Annotated in this window: 16 protein-coding genes; 8 read left to right on the forward strand and 8 right to left on the reverse strand. The window is 57.6% G+C overall.

What is annotated here, in order from left to right; all coding sequences use genetic code 11:
• Positions 1 to 133 precede the first annotated feature (133 nt).
• From EV681_RS11930 to EV681_RS11960, 7 genes are all read left to right on the forward strand, one after another.
• Positions 134 to 1,051 (forward strand): ABC transporter permease subunit, encoded by a 918-nt coding sequence (locus tag EV681_RS11930; RefSeq protein WP_128393255.1) that lies wholly within the window; start codon positions 134 to 136, stop codon positions 1,049 to 1,051.
• Positions 1,051 to 2,538 (forward strand): high-affinity branched-chain amino acid ABC transporter permease LivM, encoded by a 1,488-nt coding sequence (gene livM / locus EV681_RS11935; protein ID WP_128393254.1) that lies wholly within the window; start codon positions 1,051 to 1,053, stop codon positions 2,536 to 2,538. Before EV681_RS11930 ends, livM begins: the two co-directional genes overlap by 1 nt.
• Positions 2,538 to 3,362, forward strand: coding sequence for an ABC transporter ATP-binding protein (locus EV681_RS11940; RefSeq protein WP_130304139.1), 825 nt, complete (start codon positions 2,538 to 2,540; stop codon positions 3,360 to 3,362). The genes livM and EV681_RS11940 overlap by 1 nt, the downstream gene beginning before the upstream one ends.
• A gap of 2 nt (positions 3,363 to 3,364) precedes the next feature.
• Positions 3,365 to 4,084, forward strand: coding sequence for an ABC transporter ATP-binding protein (locus tag EV681_RS11945; protein WP_128393252.1), 720 nt, complete (start codon positions 3,365 to 3,367; stop codon positions 4,082 to 4,084).
• Position 4,085: 1 nt separating this feature from the next.
• On the forward strand, positions 4,086 to 4,685 hold the full coding sequence (locus EV681_RS11950) for a helix-turn-helix domain-containing protein (protein WP_128393251.1): 600 nt from the start codon (positions 4,086 to 4,088) through the stop codon (positions 4,683 to 4,685).
• The gene (locus tag EV681_RS11955; RefSeq protein ID WP_128393250.1) at positions 4,678 to 5,610 is read left to right on the forward strand and encodes a delta(1)-pyrroline-2-carboxylate reductase family protein; all 933 of its coding nucleotides are present in this window, start codon (positions 4,678 to 4,680) and stop codon (positions 5,608 to 5,610) included. The genes EV681_RS11950 and EV681_RS11955 overlap by 8 nt, the downstream gene beginning before the upstream one ends.
• Before the next feature lie 80 nt (positions 5,611 to 5,690).
• Positions 5,691 to 6,395, forward strand: coding sequence for a DeoR/GlpR family DNA-binding transcription regulator (locus EV681_RS11960; protein WP_130304140.1), 705 nt, complete (start codon positions 5,691 to 5,693; stop codon positions 6,393 to 6,395).
• 118 nt (positions 6,396 to 6,513) lie between these two features.
• Here EV681_RS11960 and EV681_RS11965 read toward each other — a convergent pair whose 3' ends face one another.
• The 8 genes from EV681_RS11965 to deoC all read right to left on the reverse strand — a co-directional run bounded on the left by EV681_RS11965 (position 6,514) and on the right by deoC (position 16,129).
• Positions 6,514 to 7,530 carry an ABC transporter permease gene (locus tag EV681_RS11965; RefSeq protein WP_242612234.1) on the reverse strand — a complete coding sequence of 339 codons (1,017 nt, stop codon included), beginning with the start codon at positions 7,528 to 7,530 and terminating at the stop codon, positions 6,514 to 6,516.
• Positions 7,531 to 7,565: 35 nt separating this feature from the next.
• Positions 7,566 to 9,128 carry a sugar ABC transporter ATP-binding protein gene (locus EV681_RS11970; protein WP_130304141.1) on the reverse strand — a complete coding sequence of 521 codons (1,563 nt, stop codon included), beginning with the start codon at positions 9,126 to 9,128 and terminating at the stop codon, positions 7,566 to 7,568.
• Between the two features lie 67 nt (positions 9,129 to 9,195).
• Positions 9,196 to 10,200 carry a substrate-binding domain-containing protein gene (locus EV681_RS11975; protein WP_128393246.1) on the reverse strand — a complete coding sequence of 335 codons (1,005 nt, stop codon included), beginning with the start codon at positions 10,198 to 10,200 and terminating at the stop codon, positions 9,196 to 9,198.
• A 78-nt stretch (positions 10,201 to 10,278) separates the two neighbouring features.
• Positions 10,279 to 11,289, reverse strand: a complete 1,011-nt coding sequence (locus EV681_RS11980; RefSeq protein ID WP_128393245.1) for an ABC transporter permease — start codon at positions 11,287 to 11,289, stop codon at positions 10,279 to 10,281.
• A 3-nt stretch (positions 11,290 to 11,292) separates the two neighbouring features.
• Positions 11,293 to 12,228, reverse strand: a complete 936-nt coding sequence (gene rbsK, locus EV681_RS11985) for a ribokinase (RefSeq protein ID WP_128393244.1) — start codon at positions 12,226 to 12,228, stop codon at positions 11,293 to 11,295.
• A 24-nt stretch (positions 12,229 to 12,252) separates the two neighbouring features.
• Positions 12,253 to 12,708 (reverse strand): RbsD/FucU family protein, encoded by a 456-nt coding sequence (locus EV681_RS11990; RefSeq protein ID WP_128393243.1) that lies wholly within the window; start codon positions 12,706 to 12,708, stop codon positions 12,253 to 12,255.
• Positions 12,709 to 12,738: 30 nt separating this feature from the next.
• Positions 12,739 to 15,132 carry an aldehyde dehydrogenase family protein gene (locus tag EV681_RS11995; protein ID WP_130304142.1) on the reverse strand — a complete coding sequence of 798 codons (2,394 nt, stop codon included), beginning with the start codon at positions 15,130 to 15,132 and terminating at the stop codon, positions 12,739 to 12,741.
• 4 nt (positions 15,133 to 15,136) lie between these two features.
• Entirely contained in the window at positions 15,137 to 16,129 is a 993-nt protein-coding gene (deoC, locus tag EV681_RS12000; protein ID WP_242612235.1) for a deoxyribose-phosphate aldolase, read from the reverse strand.
• Between the two features lie 167 nt (positions 16,130 to 16,296).
• Here deoC and EV681_RS12005 point away from each other — a divergent pair, with 167 nt between their 5' ends.
• Positions 16,297 to 17,853 (forward strand): FGGY-family carbohydrate kinase, encoded by a 1,557-nt coding sequence (locus EV681_RS12005; RefSeq protein WP_130304143.1) that lies wholly within the window; start codon positions 16,297 to 16,299, stop codon positions 17,851 to 17,853.
• Positions 17,854 to 18,199 lie beyond the last annotated feature (346 nt).

Genomic DNA, 18,199 nt, shown 5'->3' on the forward strand with positions numbered 1-18,199 from the left:
CTGAACGGGACGGCGCATGAGATCAGAGATCACCATGCGCCGTCTGCTTTTGTTGCATCAATACTTCCAAGAAGCGACGGCTGTTTTTTCGCAAAACACCAGACCTTTGTCTTCACCCTGAAAAGGTACAATCATGGATTGGTATATTCTGGGCCAGCAATTGGTAAATGGCGTCACGCTGGGCGCTATTTACGGCTTGATTGCAATTGGCTACACCATGGTTTATGGCATTATCGGCATGATCAACTTCGCCCATGGCGAAATCTACATGATCAGTGCCTATATCACTGCAATTGCATTTGCCGTATTCACATTTCTTGGCATAGATTCGCTGGCGCTTTCCTTGCTGCTTACCCTGATGGTCACCATGTTTATTACCGGGCTGTATGGCTGGTATATTGAACGTACCGTGTACCGTCCGCTGCGTACAACCAACCGCCTTGCCCCGCTGATTACGGCCATTGGTGTATCCCTGCTGTTGCAAAACTATGTGCAGGTGAGCCAGGGGCCCTATGTACAGGGCGTGCCCTCGGTTATTCAGGGCGGCTTTACCATCGGGTCTGATACCGGCTTCTTCCAGATTCGCTATATCGATCTGCTGATTGTGGTTGTCAGCTTCATTGCCATGATGATCCTTACCTGGGTGATCCAGAAAACCAGCCTGGGCAGGCAATGCCGGGCGGTTGAGCAGGATCGCAAGATGGCGACCATCCTGGGCATCAACACGACCAGGATTATTTCAACTGTATTTGTCATCGGTTCCGTGATGGCGGCGGTGGCCGGCGAACTGGTCACGTTCAATTACGGTTCCTTCGATTTTCATATCGGCTTTATTCTGGGCATCAAGGCGTTCAGCGCGGCTGTGCTGGGCGGGATTGGTTCGTTGCCCGGCGCCATGCTGGGCGGCCTGATCCTGGGTGTGCTCGAATCGCTGTTCGCCGGCTTCGTGAGCAGCGACTACAAGGATGTGTTTTCCTTCAGTGTGCTGGTGCTGGTGCTGATCTTCAAACCGAGTGGCCTGCTGGGCCGGCCTGCCGTGGAGAAAGTGTAATGAGTACCACGCAAACCTCAACCATCGATTTTGGCCATTCATTGCGCGACGCTGTGGTTGCCGGCATCTTGACCATGCTGGTATTCAGTCCGATTACCAATTTCGTTCTCAAGCAGTACTCGTTCACGCTGGACTGGTTCCGCAGTCCGTTCTTTCTGAATGGTGTGGCTATCGGCCTGATTGTCGCGTTCGTGCGCTTTTTCGTGTCGGTGGGCGCGCAGACGCAGACCGGGCAGAATTTCATTCAGAATTTTATCAAGACCGAACACGGTGTCGAGGTGGAAGATGAATATGCCGATGGCGGCAAGCGCTTAAGACGCATACTGCTCTGGGGCGGCGGCCTGATGGCGGTGTTCCTGGCGCTGGGCCTGTCCGGCATCATCTACCGGGGTGCCGGCATTGCGCTGGTGCTGGTGGTGCTGTTTGTCATGATTGCCATGGGTGTGCGAATCCCGAAGCGTCGCGGCAAGAAGCACCCATGGAAGGGCGCGTTACCGGTATTGTTCCTGGTAGGGTTGCTGTTGCCGCTGGTGTTCTTCTATTTCGGCTGGTTCGGCAAAAGCTGGATCAACAACCTGACCCTGGCCATGGTGTATGTATTGCTGGGGCTGGGTCTGAATATCGTGGTTGGGCTGGCCGGCCTGCTTGACTTGGGCTTTGTGGCGTTTTATGCGGTTGGCGCCTATTTTCTGGCGCTGGGCGCCGAGTATCTGGGTATCGGTTTCTGGTCCGCGCTGTTTCTCGCGCCATTGCTGGCGGCCTTATGCGGCGGCCTGCTGGGGTTCCCGGTGCTCAAGATGCATGGGGATTATCTGGCCATTGTGACACTGGGCTTTGGCGAAATTATCCGCCTGGTTTTGGTCAACTGGATCAATTTCACCGGCGGCCCCAATGGCGCATCGGTTCCGGCCCCGACCATTTTCAATCTGGAATTCGTGCGGCGCGCGCGTGGTGACGCGGTGCCGTTTCACGACTTTTTCGGCTTGCCATACAGCAGTGATTACCGCTATCTCTTTGTGTATCTGCTGCTGTTTGTGATCAGCATGATTGCGCTGCGCTTTTTTACGCAGTTGCGTGTCATGCCCATTGGGCGATCCTGGGAAGCCTTGCGGGAAGACGAAATCGCCTGCCGCTCGCTGGGTATCAATCACGTGACGGTCAAGTTGTCCGCTTTCATGCTGGGTGCGATGATCGGCGGTCTGGCCGGCGTGTTTTTTGCCACGGCACAGGGTTTTATCAGTCCGCAGTCGTTCAACTTTTTCGAGTCGGTGCTGATTCTGTCCATCGTGGTTCTGGGTGGTATGGGGTCGTCCATCGGCGTGATCATTGCCGCCTTTACGCTCACGCTGCTGCCTGAGTTCCTGCGTGAATTTGCCGGTTACCGCGTGCTGCTTTTCGGTCTGCTCATGATTCTGATGATGATCTGGCGGCCCAACGGCCTGCTGCGACCCAAACGTTCCGTATTCAGAAAAAGCGAGGTGGCATAATGGCTCAGGACGTCAAAGAGGACGCCATACTGTCGGTGCAGCACCTGACGCGTCGATTCGGCGGCATTATTGCCAACAATGATGTCAGTTTCGATGTGCGCAGGGGATCGATTACAGCGCTGATCGGTCCCAACGGCGCCGGCAAAACCACGGTCTTTAATTGCATTACCGGCTTTTATACGGTTTCGGCTGGACATATCTACCTGACCCAGCCCGACGGGAAAGTGGAAATCGGCGAACTGCTAAGCCGCAAGGTGACCGGTGGTTCCTATCTGGTGGCCCGGGCCGGTATCGCCCGCACGTTCCAGAATATCCGTCTGTTCAAGGATATGACCGTGCTGGAAAACCTGTTGGTGGCGCAACATCGCAAGCAGAACCGTAACCTGTTTTCCGGGCTGCTGGTCACTTCTGATTTTTCTGACAAGGAAGAGGCCAGCCTGGCACGCGCCTTCGAGTGGCTCGAGATCGTCAATTTGTCCGAAGACGCCAATCGGCTGGCCGGCGAACTCTCTTATGGGCGCCAGCGCCGCCTGGAAATTGCGCGGGCCATGTGTACCGATCCGGCAATCATCTGCCTGGATGAGCCGGCCGCTGGCCTGAATCCGCGTGAAACCCGGGAGCTTTCAGCGCTCATTCGCAAGCTGCGCAACGAGCATGGCGTGACCGTTCTGCTGATTGAGCACGACATGGGCCTGGTCATGGAAATTTCCGAGCATATCATTGTGATGGATCAGGGCAAGGTGATCGACGCCGGCACGCCGGAACACATTCGCAATTCCGACGTGGTGATCGCTGCCTATCTGGGCACCGAAGTGGAGGACTAAGCATGGCAGACACCCCAATTCTTGAGATCAAGGATGTGAGCTCCTACTACGGACAGATTCAGGCACTCAAAAACGTGTCCCTGCATATCAATCCGGGTGAAATTGTCACGCTGATCGGCGCCAATGGCGCCGGCAAAAGCACGCTGCTCATGACCATTTTCGGCACGCCGCGGGCGCGCACCGGGCAGATCCTGTACAAAGGCAATAACCTGCTGCGGCTGCCGCCGCACAAGATCGCCACCCAGGGCATTGCCCAGGTGCCGGAAGGCCGCCGCATCTTCCCGAAGATGACCGTGGAAGAGAATATCATGATCGGGACCCTGCCCATTGGCGACGCGCATCTGGACGAAGACCGGCAGCATATGTTTGATTTGTTTCCGCGTCTGAAAGAGCGGCGCAATCAGCGTGCCGGGACCTTATCGGGCGGAGAGCAGCAGATGCTGGCCATCGCCCGCGCACTCATGAGCCGGCCCGATATGATTTTGCTGGACGAACCCAGCCTGGGGCTGGCGCCGCTGATCGTGCGCCAGATATTTTCGGTGCTCCGTGAACTGGGCAAAAGCGGTAAAACCATTTTCCTGGTTGAGCAAAATGCCAACCACGCGCTCAAGCTGGCCGATCGGGCTTATGTCATGGTGACCGGAGAGATCAGGATGACGGGCACCGGCGCAGAGCTGCTGGCCAATCCGGAAATTCGCGACGCTTATCTGGGAAGCCATTAGGATGGCTGCCCGCGAGGAAACGCCGCTGATGCAGCGTCTGCGTGCCGTGCGCCAGGCCAATGACCTGACGCTGGAGCAGGCCGGACGGGCCTGTGGCATTGCTGCCTCGACGCTCTCGAAAATCGAGAACGGGCTGATGTCGCCCACCTACGATGTGCTGCAGAAGCTGGCCATCGGCCTGTCGCTGGATGTCTCCGAGCTGTTTACGCCGGCTCGCGAACCGATGGGGGCAGGTCGTTGCGTGGTAGACCGCGCCGGACAGGGAAAAGTCCACAAGACGCGGTACTATGAGCATTTGCTGCTGTGCTCGCAGCTCTCGCACAAGCGGATATTGCCGTTTCTCACAAGAATTACAGCCCGGGACCTGACCGCATTCAGTGACTGGAATCGCCATGAAGGCGAAGAATTCGTTTATGTGATCAGTGGCCAGATCCAATTGCATACGGAATTTTATTCCGAGGCAACGCTGGGGCCGGGCGACAGTTTTTACATTGACAGCCGTATGGGGCATCGCTGCATCAGCGTCAGCCAGGAAGATGCACAAGTGCTCTGGATGGCGACCCAGCGCCCCGAGGCAGAATCAGGAGAAGTAAATGAGTAGTCCGGTGCCACGTGTGTTCAGTGCCGAAGAAACGCGCCAGTTGATCGCTTTCGGACCGTTGCGCCAGCATATTCTGGATGCCGCCGTGCAATACGCGGCAGGCCAGATCCACAGCCCCGATCGCCAGGTGCTGACAGTGCCTGGCAGCAAGGATGGTGTGCTGCTGTCCATGCCGTGCACTGCCCAGGACATTTGCGCGCACAAACTGATTTCGCTGCTGCCGGACAATCCTGCGCAGGATCGGCCCACCATACAGGGCATGGTATCGGTGCTCGATAGCGCCACCGGTGTCCCGCTGTTCGTCCTGGACGGCCCCACCGTGACGGCAAGGCGTACGGCAGCACTGTCCATGGCCGGTTTGCAGCTTTTTCTGGAACATGAGCCGCGCACCATTGTGATCATTGGTGCCGGGAGCCAGGCCGATGGGCACGTGCAGGCCATAGCCGAGCTGTATCCTGAAGCCACGGTGCATATTGCCGCACGCGAGCAATCTTGGGCAAAGGCACAGGCCTTTTGTGAACGCCACGCAGCCCTCGGCCTTCGCTTGCAAGTGACCGATCTGAACCAGTTGCCGGAACAGTTTGACGCGGTCATTACGCTGACCACGGCTGTTGAACCGGTTTATCATGCGCCACCGCTGGCCGGACGCCTGATTATCGGCGTGGGCGCTTTTCGATCGCACATGGTGGAAGTCGCAGCGGAAACGGTAATGAACAGCGTGTGCTATGTCGACGACCTGGTCGGGGCACAGCATGAAGCCGGCGATTACATTCAGGCGAAAAAGGACTGGAGCGAGGTGACCACCCTGGCCCAAGCCATTGAAAGCGATATCGACTATTCCCGTCCCATCATGTTCAAGACCGTCGGCTGCGCCGCCTGGGATCTGGCGGCAGCGCGTTGCGCAAGGGCCGCAGCGGGGATATAAGCACGTGCGCGGCATGAGTGGGTGCAGCGCCTGAGGGCACCACAGTTTATAATATTCCAATTTAACGGCAGGAACAGGTAATGACGCCAGCAGAGCGTTTACACAAGCTGGAGCAGGCGCTGCAGCAGTCGGGGTCATTGCGACTACGGGACGCCGCCGCCTTGCTGGGCGTCTCTGAAATGACGGTGCGACGGGATCTGGCGCGCCACAAGGGCAATCTGTCTTATCTGGGCGGTCATATCGTATCGGCGCATTCGCTTCAGAACGCAGCTCAGTATTCGGTAGCCCAGGAAAAAGATCATTTTGCCCAGTCAAAAAAACGTGCATCGCAAAAAGCGCTGGCGTTAATCGAACCGCATGATGTTATTTTTATCGATTGCGGAACCACGCTGCTGCATCTGGCCAGGCTGATTCCTGAGGGTTTGGCCGTGACTGTGGTCTGTTATTCATTGAATACGGCCGAAATTCTCAAAGACAAGCCCGCTGTGCGCCTGATTGTGCTTGGCGGCACCTACATGCCGTCTTCCGATTCTTTTTCCGGCCAGGAAGCGCTCAATGCTCTGGATCAGCTCAGTTTTGACACGGCCTTTATGTCGGCCGGGGGCGTAGATGATCATACCGGCGTCAGTTGCTGGAATCTGCATGAAAAAGACATCAAGCGCCGCGCCATGCAGCGCGCAAAACGACGTTATCTGGTGGTCGATTCCAGCAAGCTGGGCGTGCGCAGACACATCCGTTTTGCAGACCTGAACGAGTTTGACGCCTTACTCACGGAGCAAGGCTGATACCACAGGCCTGCTTGACGGGCCTATCTATCCATCCATCCAGCCTGACGCCATTTGGCATGTCATGAGGACTGTGTGGCAGTCCTCTCAGATCGTGCTCTGCCTGTTAGGGGGCTATTTATTGCCTGCTGCGCAACGAAAACAGCAGGCCGGCCACCAGGATAAACGCGCCGACGATTACTTTTTGCCAGGTTGTTGGGATACCCAGCGTAATCAGTACGCTGTTGATCAGCGTGACCAGCAGCACGCCCAGCAGTGTCCCGGTTACGGTTCCGCTGCCCCCGGTAATGCGGGCGCCACCCAGAATCACGGCAGCAATCACATCCAGTTCGGTGCCGACAATATCGAAGGGGTTGGCAATGCGCGTACTGGAAACGTGAATAATGCCGGCGATACCCGCCAGCAGGCCGGCGTAACCGAAAACAAAGAGATAGACCCGTGTCAGGTTATAGCCAAGACGCTCGGCTATGGCAGGGCTGCCTCCCATGGCGTAGACCGCACGTCCCATCATCGTCTTGTTCAATAGCCACCAGGTGAGCAGCGCCAGAATGGGGATCGCCAGCGTGGTATACGGCAGCGCAGTTTGCAACCCCTGGTTGTTCTGGAAACTGACAATATTTGCCTGCCCCACTGCCAGCATGGAGGGAGGGATGTTCATGAAAAACTCGGTCCCGATAAACGCCAGCAGAAAGCCGCGGATCAGAAATTGCGTGCCGATGGTGACAACCAGGGAAGGGGCTGCCAGTTTTTTGACCAGCCAGCCGTTGAGCAGTCCCAGCGCCAATCCTCCCATGGCGCCGGCCAGCAGGATCAGCACAAAAGGCGCCTCAGGGAAATACAGCAGCACGAGCTTGGTCAGGCCGTACATGACCAGCGCCGCGATCGCGGTGAAGGAAACGTCCAGCCCGCCGGAGGCGAGCACCACCAGAATGCCCAGCGCGAAAATTGCCGATCTGGTTGCCGCCCGAAGTACATCAAACAGCGAACCCGGTTGGAAAAACATGGGATTGATGACAGCCACTACCGCGAACAGAACGACAATAAGGCCGAGTGTAAAAAACTCGGGGTGCCTGATCAGATACGGTGGGCGCTTGGGTGTGGTACTGTCCTGTACGGCCGGGCTGGCTGAAGTCATTGTGGTCATGGTAGGCGGGATAGAATCAAAAGGGTTCAGGACAATAAGGCATGGTAAAGCGCATTTTCTTGCAGGCCTTCGGCCCGGAACTCATCGCTGATCCGGCCTTTTTTCATCAGCAGAATGCGGTCACAGTTGGCCAGCAGCTCGGGAAGATCGTCACTGATAATGATGATGCTCATGCCCTGATCTGTCAGGGATTGAATGATTTGGTAGATCGTGTCTTTGGAGCCGACATCCACGCCAACGGTCGGGCCGTGCAGAATCAGCAACAGCGGATTGATGGCCAGCCAGCGACCGATGAGCACGCGCTGCTGGTTGCCACCAGACAGGCTTTGCACTGGGTTCTGAACGTTGGGCGTGGCAATTTTCAGCCTGTTGGTCATCTCTTGCGAAAAACGCGCCGCCTTGTCTTTCTGAATCTGTCCCAGTGTGTCGCACATTTGCGGCAGCACGGCAGTAATGGTGTTGTCGCTGATCGAGCGGGTCAGAAACAGGCCTTCGACCAGGCGGTCTTCGGGGACATAAGCGATGCGATGGTCGGCGGCCTGCGCCGGGCTGTTCACGGCTATCGGCTTACCATTGAGCGTGAGGCTGCCGCGCTGCAGCGGTGCTACCCCGGCAAGGGCGCGCGCCAGCTCATTCCTGCCTGAGTCAAGCAGGCCGGTAATGCCGATAATTTCACCCTTGTGCAACTCAAAGGACACCTCGTCAAACCCCTGGTCGCGACCAATATTGTGCACGCCCAGCATGACTTCGGCCTGGGGTGTATTGCGGCGATAGCGCTGATCGCTCAGTACCCGGCCGGTCATCAGTTCGCTGATCTGGTGTTTGGTGAAGTGATTGATTTCGCCCTGGGTGATAACCTGCCCGTCACGCATCACAATCACATTGCCGCCGATGGCATAGCATTCGTCCAGCTTGTGACTCACAAACAGTACCGCGACGCCACGCGCGCACAGGCCCTTGACGATGCGAATCAGGTTATCCACTTCTTTCTGGGTCAGCGAGGTCGTGGGTTCGTCCATGATGATGAAACGCGCATCGCTGGCTACGGCGCGCGCGATGGCAACCAGTTGGCGGGTGGCCAACGGCAGATCTTCGATCTTTGTCTGAAGAAAATAGCGGTCATCCGGCAACTGTAGTTGGCGCAATGCGCCCACTGCGCGATCACGCAGCACCTGGTGACTGATCACTCGCGCCAGTCGGCCCTGATGTTCAGCCAGTTCCACCGTCAGGGAAATGTTGTCCATAACACTCAGATTGGGAATCAGGGACAGGTCCTGGTACACCGTTTCAATGCCGGCGCCCAGAGCGCTTAAGGCGGAAAATTGCTCGAAGCGTTCTCCGTCCAGGATCAGATCGCCTTCGTCGGGCGGCTGGGCACCGGAAATGATCTTGATCAGCGTGCTTTTACCGCAGCCGTTTTCCCCCAGCAAGTGATAAATCTGGCCAGGATGGATATCCAGGCTGACGCCACGCAGCGCATGTACACCGGTAAAGCGCTTATGGATCTGGCGAAGCGACAGGAAGGCATTGTCGCCTGGCGTGGGCGGCACGGGCGCGTTGCTGTGCGTTGGGCTAGTCGTAGTTGTCATAATCGTCCGGGCGGATATCCCATGGCGGGCCGCAAGTGCGCGGCCCGGTAGTGGTCGAGGCGACCGATCAGAAGTTATATTGCTTGTAGTTGCTCTTGTCTACGCGAACCCAGCCGGCGCCACGAATAATCATGCCTTTGCCAGGGCCTTTTTCGACAGTAACCTTGTCGTAGCCGGGTACACCCAGGTCTGTACCGTTTTCAATGGTTTTGCCTTCAAGCAGCATTTTTGCCACATTGTTCATGGCCAGACCGGCATCTTTCGGATCCCAGAATGCGATGCCGGTAATGGCATCTTTTTCCATGTAAGGGCCAGCCTCGCCGGGCAGGCCTGTACCGAATACGCATATTTTACCTGCTTTGCCGGCTTCTTCCACGGCTCGGCCAATACCAATGACGTCCAGAGACGAGGAGCCCTGAAAGCCAGCCAGATTCGGGTATTTGCGCAGCAACTGCTGGGCCACCTGATAGGCTTTCTCGCCATCGTTATTGGTTTCCTGCATGGTCGTGACCAGTTTTAAGTCTGGATACTTGGCTTTGGCGTTGTCAACACCGCCCTGTGCCCACTGTACTTGCGAGCGGCTGCCCAGTGAACCCACCAGTACGGCCCATTCGCCCTTGTTCGCCATGCATTTGGCCAGGCGCTCGTTCAGGTCGGCACCATATTCATTATTCTTGAACGCTTCCAGGTCGTAATCGGTGTTTTTCAGATTGTCCGCTTCGTGGGTCACGATTTTGATGCCACGGCTTTTGGCGCGGGCCAGAATCGGTTCCAGCGTGGGCGGGTCAAATGGCACGATGGCCAGTGCGCTTACGTTCTTGGCAACCAGGTCCTGAACGATTTTCAGTTGCTGGGCGGCATCGGCACGGCCAGGGCCGGTTTGCGAAGCATTGATATCGGGATTGGCCTTGGCAAATTCCTTGACGCCTTCTTCCATGCGGGTAAACCAATTGATCCCCGTGACTTTGACCACCGTTACGATAGATTTTTTCTCTTCGGCCTGCGCGCCCGCAGCAAACACCGTGCTGATTGCGCAAGCCAGCAGGCACATTGGCAGTGTCTTTAGTTTCATACGTGTCTCCAAAATCCCATCAACGGACAGTGATCGGAACCGGATGGGGCGGCGCAGATCAATCGTTTCAATAGTGCCTCAGGCCTTCAGGGCCTGACGCCGTTTAATTTTCAGCTTCAGCTCCTGTCTGGAATAGGCCAGGAAGAACAAGAGCAGCAGGCCCCAGATGCAGTTGCCGGCAAACTCGGATACGCCGATCAGATTGAACATGCTCGATAACAGTTGCAGTGCCGTGGCCGCAAAAAAGACGCAGACCACGCGCCCATAACCGCCGGCAGGATTGACACCACCCATGACTGCGATCAGGATGGCAATCAGCAGATACGAATCGCCATACTTGGCACTTGCGCTGGCAGCCTGACTGGCCGAGATCAGCCCCGAGCAGGCGGCCAGCAAGCCGCACATGGTGTAGGTGCAGATCAGCATGGTGTTACGGGGAATACCGGCGTAGAAAGCCGCTTTGGGATTGGTGCCCTGCATATACAGGCGCAGACCAAAAGGCGTACGCTTGAGCAGCCAGCCCAGAAAAAGAACCACGGCGACAAAAAGATAAAAAGCAATGGGAATGCCCAGGATGTTGTCGTTGCCGATGGCCGATAGCGGTTCAATATAGGGCAGATTGACTGAAGAGCCATTGGACAACACGGTGGCAATGCCGGTGAACACCAGTTGGGTGCCCAGCGTGGTCAGAATCGGAGTCAGGTTAAAGCGTGCAATGATAATGCCGTTGAGCATCCCGCCCAGCAGCCCGACGCACAGCATAAGCCCCACAAAGGAAAAAGTGAACAGCCAGGGCGCGGCTTCGGCGTCAATCCATTGCGGCAACAGCAGTGCTCCGATTACCCCGGCCAGGTTAGCCAGCGCAATGCCCGACAGGTCGATGCCGCCATTGCCCGAAATCATGGAGAGCATCATGGCCATGGCCAGCAAGCCCATTTGCGGCAATTGCATGGCCATGGACTGCAGGTTGAACACGCTGACAAAGTCACCGCCCGAAGACAGAAAATAGCCAGCCATCACAATGACGATATTGATCGCCAGAAGGAATGTCAGTTGCCGGTCTTTGAAGGGGGATAGGTGGGTTGTCATGATTTACGCGCCCGTGCAAAGCAGAGAGTCAATTTGCCCGCGATCGGGCATAGAGGCCGCGGTACCACTGCGGGTGACGGAAATACCGGCAAGGGCCGAGGCAAATCGCAAGGCTGCCTCGGGCGACTTGCCTTCTGCAAGCGCGGTTGCCAGTCCGGCGGTAAAGCCGTCGCCGGCGCCTGCCGTATCAATGCATTTACCCGCCCGGATGGCGGGAATATGAATGCTGTCGCTTGCGGTATGCAGCAGCGATCCCTGCTCGCCCAGTGTGACCACGACATTACGGACGCCTTTGGCCAGCAACAGGTCGGCGGCGCGTCGCGCCTGTTCAAGATCTGCGACCGGCAGCCCGGTCAGCAGACTGGCCTCGGTTTCATTGGGCGTGATCCAGTCGCATAGCGGGAAAACTTCATCGGGCAGTTGCCTTGCCGGTGCGGGATTAAAGATGGTGGTCACGCCATGCTTGCGAGCCAGGCGCAAGCCATGCAGCGCGACTTCCAGTGGCTGCTCCAGTTGCGTGACAAAAATATGTGCGCCGGCAATATCCTGTTCGATGGCGTCCAGGTCAGCCGGTACCATATGGGCTGCGGCGCCGGCGTAAACAATGATGGCATTGCGGCCGGTATCGTCCTCCACGAATATATGGGCGGCGCCGGTGGTCAGATCATCATGCAGGGTGGCGCGCGAAGTCACGCCGGCATCCTGCCAGGTCTGCCGGGCGTTTGCGGCAAAAGCGTCGTTGCCCAGCCGGGTGTAAAAAAACACCTCGGCACCGGCCCTGGCGGCTGCCACCGCCTGGTTGGAGCCCTTGCCGCCCGGACCCATGGCAAAGTGGCTGCCCAGCAGGGTTTCCCCAATAACCGGCATGCGGGTTGCTTTGAACAGCAGATCGGCAACATAGATGCCGACAATAACGATACGTGGACGTGATTGGCTCATATGAACGGAAACTCGGCTAAAGCATCAGGCAGGATGACGGTTGGTCTGGGTGGGATTGAGAACGCCTTTTTTGAAGATAAAGCAGCCGTAGCTGCGGGTATCGGCGGTCGCAATGACACAGTAGGCACGACGTGCCCGTTCGTAGAAAGCGTGGCGTTCTATGGGGGCCAGCCGCAACGGATCTTCCAGCAAAGCCTGGACATCCTGCTGCACTTCGGGAATGTGTGCCGGGTCGTCTACCACTTGCATGCGCAAGGCCGGCTCGGGCACGAAACTGTCCAGCGCCATGACCGATAGCACCGCCTGGGCCACTCTGTCGGCGCTGGCGTCAATGCGCAGCAGTTTGCCGATGCTGGTGTGGCGGGCAATAGAGTCCGAGGGAAAATGAGCGTCGCTGATAATCAGTTCGTCGCCATGGCCCATGGAGCGCAGGGCATGCAGTACGTCCGCATTCAGCAGTGGATCAATGTTCTTGAGCATTAACTGTCCTTGTTCAGGCGGGTATTATAATCAGTCACCGTACGGAATCCAGATATTCTTGACCTGCGTCGCTTGGCGCAGGAACAGCTGGATGTCGGCGCTTGACCACTGGTGCCAGTCGATAGCCTTGCCCTCGTTGCCAAAGGTGCGTTTCAGGTTGCCGATCGAGTGTTGCTGCACAGTTTGTGACAACCCGGCGTTACCGAAAGCCCATACGCTGTCTACGTCATCATGATCAGCCAGGACGGTGGCCAGCTCCAGGCTATCGCCGGTCACAATATTGACCACGCCGGCCGGCACGTCGGATGTCTCCAGCACCTGGTACAAGTCAGTCGCCAACAGGGCGCTGCGAGCGCCAGGCACAACAACAAGACTATTGCCCATTGCCATGCCGGCGGCAATCAGGGAAATCATGGAGAGCCAGGGGGATTCGTCGGGGCAGATGATGCCAATGACACCGATCGCTTCATTTACGGCGAGTGCCACACCACGCATCGGTGGTGTGTGCACGCGACCATCGTATTTGTCCGCCCAGGCTGCAAAGGTGAACAGTCGTTCCAGTCCCAGTTCGAATTCGCGTGCGGCTTCCTTTTTACTGCAGCCCGTCAGGCTGGCCAGACGCTGCGCGAGCTCATCGGCCCGGTACGACAGGTTTTCCGCCAGGTAGTACAGCACCTGGGAGCGGTTGAAGGTAGTGGCATTCTGCCAGCCTGCCGCCTTGCGCGCCGCCGAGACCGCATTGCGGATGTCTTTGCGACTGCCCTGGGCGATGTGGCCGGCGATCCTGCCATCGCTATAGGTGATGGCGCTGCTGGTGCCACCGTCGGGACGTGTCTGTTTGCCGCCGATATATAGTTTGGCAGTACGGTCGATGCCGGGCAGATCGAAGCTGTCGCGGGCCGAGGTGGCCGGTGCCACGCTGCTGCTGGTGGCAGTCTTCAGTGGCGATGCTTTGGCCCAGGATATCGGTTTGAGGTATTCATAGATGCCTTCGAGTCCGCCTTCTCGACCGTAACCGGATTCGCGCACACCACCGAAGCCTACCGCGGCGTCAAACAGATTGCTGGCGTTGATCCACACCACGCCGCAACGCAGTTTCGGAGCGATATCCAGCGCCAGATTGATGTTCTCGCTCCAGACACTGGCGGCCAGGCCATAACGGGTGTTGTTGGCCAGTTCCACGGCTTCCTGGGGGGTGCGAAACGTCATGCTGACCAGGACCGGACCGAATATTTCTTCTTGCGCCAGCGTAGAGGCCGGCTGTACACCGGTGATCAATGTGGGTGGGTAATAGGCGCCCTTGCCGGGCAGGGTGGTTTCCGACGCCTGCCATAGTTCGCCACCCAGGCTGACGCCATCGGTGACCAGCTTGTGGATGCGTTGCAATTGCGACTCGTCGATGATGGCAGACATGTCGATGTTTTTGTCCAGAGAGGACCCCACGCGCAGTGTTTTCATACGCGCGCGCAGTCTGGTGTAGACCTGCTCCGCTATACTTTCCTGCACCAGCAGGCGAGAGCCTGCGCAGCACACTTGTCCCTGGTTGAACCAGATCGCGTCGACAATGCCTTCAATTGCGCTGTCGATATCGGCATCATCAAAAATAATAAAGGGGGATTTGCCACCCAGCTCCAGCGTCAATCCTTTACCGGAGCCGGCGGTCTGGCTGCGGATCAGGCGGCCCACTTCGGTGGATCCGGTAAAGGCGATTTTATCGACGCCGGTGTGGGCAACCAGATATTCTCCGACTGCACCATCACCGGTTACTATATTGAGCACGCCGGCGGGCAGGGACTCGGCGGCCAGTTCAGCAAACAGCAGGGCGGTAAGCGAAGTAAATTCGGCGGGTTTGAGCACCACAGTGTTGCCGCTGGCCAGTGCCGGGGCTACTTTCCAGGCCAGCATGAGCAACGGGAAATTCCAGGGGATAATCTGGCCCACTACCCCGTAAGGCTGCCACTGCGACAGCTCTGTTTCCTGTAACTGGGCGATGCCGGCGTGATACAGAAAATGGCGGGCAGCCAGTGGCACGTCCAGATCGCGCGATTCGCGAATGGGCTTGCCGTTGTCCAGTGACTCGAGTATGGCAAACAGGCGGCTGTGCTTTTGAAGCATGCGGGCCAGGCTGTACAGGTGTCTTGCACGAGCGTGACCGCCCATGGCCTGCCAGCCTTTCTGTGCCTTGCGCGCTGCTTTGACGGCGGCGTCCACATCGCTCTGGCTGGCCTGACTGAGGGTGGCCAGCACCTTGCCGGTGGCCGGTTCCAGCGTTTCGAACGTCGCATTGTCGTTTGCCTTGGTAAAGCGTCCGGCAATGAAATGGGTAAAACGCGACTGGTGGCCGGCCAGCCATTGGCGGGCGGCATTGTCGCTTTCAGGAGCGGTACCGTATTGCATGGTCATAAAGTAATCGTTGACAGTCATGGCGTTAACCCATCGGGTGGCGGTTGGTGGCCGAATAACGGCCGGTCACGAAGTGCTCGAGCTGACGTTCGATATCGGCCAGCAGGCTCGACGCGCCAAAGCGGAACAGATCGGGCTCCAGCCAGCGCCGGCCCAGCTCTTCGTTGACCAGAATGAGGTAGTTGATGGCGTCCTTGGCTGTGGACACGCCGCCAGCCGGTTTGTAGCCCACCTGAAAACCGGTAAGCTCATGGAAGGCGCGGATGGCACGCAACATGACCAGCGAAACCGGCAGGGTGGCGTTGACGCTTTCCTTACCGGTGGATGTTTTGATGAAATCGGCGCCGGCCATCATGCACACCATGGACGCTTTGGCAACATTGCGCAGGGTCCTGATGTCCCCGGTTGCCAGTATGGCCTTCACATGCGCGTCGCCACAGGCCTGGCGGTACTCGCACATTTCCTGATACAACGCGGCCCAATTTCCGGTAAGTACGTGTTCGCGGGTAATGACAATATCTATTTCCCTGGCGCCGGCAGCAACCGAGGCGGCAATTTCCTGTAGCTTCAGTTCGTGCGGCGAGAGCCCCGCCGGAAAGCCGGTAGATACGGCGGCAACTGCAATATTGGTGTGGGCCAGGGCGCTCACGGCGGTGCTCACATAGCGATGGTATACGCAGACGGCGCCCGTGGTCAGTGGCAGGGTAAACCCCATGGCATCAAGTAGATCCTGACGAACGGGCTGGGCAGCCTTTGCGCACAAACGGCGTACCCGCTCCGGTGTATCATCGCCGTTGAGTGTGGTCAGATCGATGCAACTGACCGCCTTGAGCAGCCAGGCAGCCTGCGCCTGCTTCTTGACAGTGCGGCGGCCAGGCAGGGAAGCGATGCGTCGCTCAATAGCACTCAGATTGGCGCGCTGTGCTTCAATCAGCGCCAGATCCAATGGCATAATCTGGTTGCGGGCAACCGGTTGCCACTGACCAGGGTGGGTGGCAGGATTTTTTGGGGGACTCACGAAGTGTCTCCTCCTTGAAAGAGGCGTAGTTGCATGACGATATTGTTAATATTCTAACAATAATGTTAATTTTATAACAACCAATATTTTCAGCTGCTTACGGCATACCCTTGAACGATACCGCATATTGGCTTACACACGAAAGATAGGACGCGAAAGGCAGGACCATGGACAAATACATTATTGGCGTAGACATTGGCACGCAGAGCACCAAGGCGCTTATCGCCGGAACCGACGGCAGTGTCCTTGCCCAGGCCAGTGTCGCGTACCACCCGGATACACCTGAGCCGCTATGGGCGCAACAGGATGCAAGGGTCTGGCTGGATGCGTTCCTGCGCAGTGTGCGCGAATGCGTTGCGCATGCGCTGCAAAAAGGCGTTCAGCAGGAACAGATCGCCGGCCTGTGTATCAGTAGCCTGTACGGTGGCGCCGGGATTCCTGTCGATGCCAGTTGCCAGCCCCTGTACCCGTGCCTGATCTGGATGGACCGGCGGGCGACGGCGCAAACCGATGCGATTCGAGAACAGGTGGACCTGGAGCGCCTGTTTGAAATTACCGGCAACGGTGTGGACAGTTATTATGGCTTCACCAAAATGTTGTGGATTAAGCATCACGAACCGCAAATCTGGGAAAAAACAGCGTGGTTTCTGCCCCCCAATACCTGGATTGCTCATTATCTGACGGGCAAACTGGCCGTGGATCACAGTTCTGCGGGCAATATCGGCGGTGTCTATGACATGCAGCGCCATATCTGGTCCGACGAAGCCATGCGCATGGTCGGGCTTGATCCTGCAAAAATGCCGCCCGTGCTGCTTGAGAGCACCGATGTGGTCGGCTCGGTGACAGCCGACAAGGCTGCGCAGCTTGGGCTGGCGCATGGCATTCCTATTGTGCTGGGCGGCATTGACGCAGCCATTGCCACATTCGCTGGCGGGGTGCGCAAGCCCGGGAATCATGTGGCCATGCTCGGCACCAGCATGTGCTGGGGCTATTTGCAGACAGAAACGGAAAGTGGTCGTGATCTGGTATGTATGCCTTACGTCTACAAGGGGTTGACGCAGCGCTATGTGTTTGGTGGCGCGGCCACGGCCGGTGGCGCCGTGACCTGGTTTGTGGAACAGTTTTGTCAGGCCGAACTGGCCCAGGCCAAGCAGCAGGGCATTTCGGTTTATACGCTTCTGGAGCAGCAGGCGGCGCCGCTGCCGCCCGGCGCGCATGGGTTGGTGTTCCTGCCGTACCTGATGGGTGAGCGCAGCCCGGTATGGGACGCGCGCGCCAGTGGGACGTTTGCCGGCCTGAATCTGACCCATACCCGGTCCCATTTGTACCGCGCGGTCATCGAGGGCATCGCCTTTGCCTTGTGGCACAACATGCGGGCCGTTGGGGACCGCCGTCACGATCTGGATCAGCGTCTGGTGGTGGTCGGCGGTGCCGTCAACTCAGATCTGTGGATGCAGATTATTGCCGATGTCACCGGATATCCGGTATACACCATTGAAGAGGCAGTTGAAGCGGCAATGGGGGCGGCGCTGCTGGGTGCGGTCGGGCTTGGCCTGGTCAGTGAAGCCGAAGTGGAGCAGGGCTGGACCCATGTGGTGTGCCGCGCCACCCCAAACGAGCGGGCGCATCAGACGTATCAGCAGCTGTTTGCCGTATACGAAGGGCTGTATCCGGCCATGAAATCGTCCATGCATGCGCTGGCGACGATGCGGGGCGCGGGGTGAGGGTAGAGTGAATTGCTACAAGAGGCGCTTAAAATATGCAGGGTGGACGCAAGGCGCAATCACGAGGCTGTGCCCAATTTGGGGCGAACCTTGCTTTGCAGATGCCCCTGTCGCAAATTTCTGACATAAATGGTTGATTCGGCGTGGCTTTTTTGTTCATTGCCGGTAAGTTTTCTTGCCAAACGGCTCGCGCAATGCTATAGTCACAGGCTAACCACTGTAGTTGGGTTCACTGATTGACCGGCTTTTGAACTGGTTTCAGGCGCTAAACAGGTATCAAAGACAGATTTTAAAGATTCACGCGAGCGGGCACGGAAGGTGCAGCGCGACGTAATCTTTATGCCTC

This window comes from Advenella incenata (assembly GCF_004217095.1).
Taxonomy (GTDB): domain Bacteria; phylum Pseudomonadota; class Gammaproteobacteria; order Burkholderiales; family Burkholderiaceae_B; genus Advenella; species Advenella incenata.

Excerpts from the sequence above, each read along its gene's own strand:
- EV681_RS11930 (WP_128393255.1), top strand. The coding sequence starts at position 134 with ATGGATTGGTATATTCTGGGCCAGCAATTGGTAAATGGCGTCACGCTG.
- livM (WP_128393254.1), top strand. The coding sequence starts at position 1,051 with ATGAGTACCACGCAAACCTCAACCATCGATTTTGGCCATTCATTGCGC.
- EV681_RS11940 (WP_130304139.1), top strand. The coding sequence starts at position 2,538 with ATGGCTCAGGACGTCAAAGAGGACGCCATACTGTCGGTGCAGCACCTG.
- EV681_RS11945 (WP_128393252.1), top strand. The coding sequence starts at position 3,365 with ATGGCAGACACCCCAATTCTTGAGATCAAGGATGTGAGCTCCTACTAC.
- EV681_RS11950 (WP_128393251.1), top strand. The coding sequence starts at position 4,086 with ATGGCTGCCCGCGAGGAAACGCCGCTGATGCAGCGTCTGCGTGCCGTG.
- EV681_RS11955 (WP_128393250.1), top strand. The coding sequence starts at position 4,678 with ATGAGTAGTCCGGTGCCACGTGTGTTCAGTGCCGAAGAAACGCGCCAG.
- EV681_RS11960 (WP_130304140.1), top strand. The coding sequence starts at position 5,691 with ATGACGCCAGCAGAGCGTTTACACAAGCTGGAGCAGGCGCTGCAGCAG.
- EV681_RS11965 (WP_242612234.1), bottom strand. The coding sequence starts at position 7,530 with ATGACTTCAGCCAGCCCGGCCGTACAGGACAGTACCACACCCAAGCGC.
- EV681_RS11970 (WP_130304141.1), bottom strand. The coding sequence starts at position 9,128 with ATGACAACTACGACTAGCCCAACGCACAGCAACGCGCCCGTGCCGCCC.
- EV681_RS11975 (WP_128393246.1), bottom strand. The coding sequence starts at position 10,200 with ATGAAACTAAAGACACTGCCAATGTGCCTGCTGGCTTGCGCAATCAGC.
- EV681_RS11980 (WP_128393245.1), bottom strand. The coding sequence starts at position 11,289 with ATGACAACCCACCTATCCCCCTTCAAAGACCGGCAACTGACATTCCTT.
- rbsK (WP_128393244.1), bottom strand. The coding sequence starts at position 12,228 with ATGAGCCAATCACGTCCACGTATCGTTATTGTCGGCATCTATGTTGCC.
- EV681_RS11990 (WP_128393243.1), bottom strand. The coding sequence starts at position 12,708 with ATGCTCAAGAACATTGATCCACTGCTGAATGCGGACGTACTGCATGCC.
- EV681_RS11995 (WP_130304142.1), bottom strand. The coding sequence starts at position 15,132 with ATGACTGTCAACGATTACTTTATGACCATGCAATACGGTACCGCTCCT.
- EV681_RS12005 (WP_130304143.1), top strand. The coding sequence starts at position 16,297 with ATGGACAAATACATTATTGGCGTAGACATTGGCACGCAGAGCACCAAG.